Consider the following 874-nt stretch of genomic DNA (forward strand, 5'->3'; position numbering starts at 1 on the left):
AGTTTGCATCGCATTCCTTACCAATTCTGCTTTTTTATGCAGGACGGTTCAGCTCGTCCGTGTAACGCAAAAAAGCGCGCTTTTGAACCACGCCAAACGGTCGGACCATTTAGCGAGGCTTGACAGGCGGATACTGCTCGCGGGCGTGGAGAACCTGTACGACGATTACCGCGTCAGCTGCGACACGGTAGACGACGATATAGTTGGGGTGGGCAACGATCTCCCGGGTACCCGGCACGCGGCCGGCTCGGAAAATGTAGGGGTGTTCGGACGCCGGGACCACGGCGTCGATAATCTGATCGAGGAGCTGTTCAGCTGCGTGTGGACTACGGAGAGCGATGAACGCCATCCGTTCCTCAAGTTCTTCGATCGCTTTTTCAGTCCAGTGGATCGGCAGCATCAGGCCGCGCGGCCTTTAGCTTGATCAATGGCGCGCCGGATGCGCGCGACTGCCTCGTCGTGCGGTACAGTCGGACGCGGATCGGCGAGCGCTTCCTCGACCTTGGCGCGGAACCAACGGTCGTGCGCTTGCGCTTCCTCTTCGGTCGCGAACTGCGATTCAGCGGAAGTTAGTGGTGTGTTCATGTGATTCAGTATAAAGGAGTTTGTGTGAGGGTGTGTTCTGTCCCGTTTTAGTCAGGGATTTACCGATAGCATGCTGGTCGCGGGCTATTTCTCGCCGATCCAGCTAGCCACGAGCTTGAAACGGTAGTTCCTGCAACTGATTGCGGGTTTTCCGAAGGGGCCGAATTTGTCTGCGAGCCCCACCGGGAATGGCTTTCGGAGCTGGCGAGGGGGGGCGAGGTTCAAAGGCGCGTTACACATGGGGAGGCACCTGGAGCGCCAGGCGATAATGGTGCCCCTTTTTCATCTG

The 874-nt window shown here is 58.0% G+C and carries 2 protein-coding genes; both read right to left on the reverse strand.

The annotated features are described in order from the left end of the window. Positions 1-109: 109 nt before the first annotated feature. Entirely contained in the window at positions 110-400 is a 291-nt protein-coding gene (locus tag EVC45_RS44885) for a type II toxin-antitoxin system RelE/ParE family toxin (RefSeq protein ID WP_129964391.1), read from the reverse strand. Then, a complete protein-coding gene (locus EVC45_RS44890; RefSeq protein ID WP_129964392.1) occupies positions 400-585 on the reverse strand; it encodes a hypothetical protein in 186 nt (61 codons plus the stop codon). The genes EVC45_RS44885 and EVC45_RS44890 overlap by 1 nt, the downstream gene beginning before the upstream one ends. Positions 586-874 lie beyond the last annotated feature (289 nt).

It is taken from the genome of Paraburkholderia sp. UYCP14C (assembly GCF_004197395.1).
In the GTDB taxonomy this organism is placed as follows: domain Bacteria; phylum Pseudomonadota; class Gammaproteobacteria; order Burkholderiales; family Burkholderiaceae; genus Paraburkholderia.

Excerpts from the sequence above, each read along its gene's own strand:
- EVC45_RS44890 (WP_129964392.1), bottom strand. The coding sequence starts at position 585 with ATGAACACACCACTAACTTCCGCTGAATCGCAGTTCGCGACCGAAGAG.
- EVC45_RS44885 (WP_129964391.1), bottom strand. The coding sequence starts at position 400 with ATGCTGCCGATCCACTGGACTGAAAAAGCGATCGAAGAACTTGAGGAA.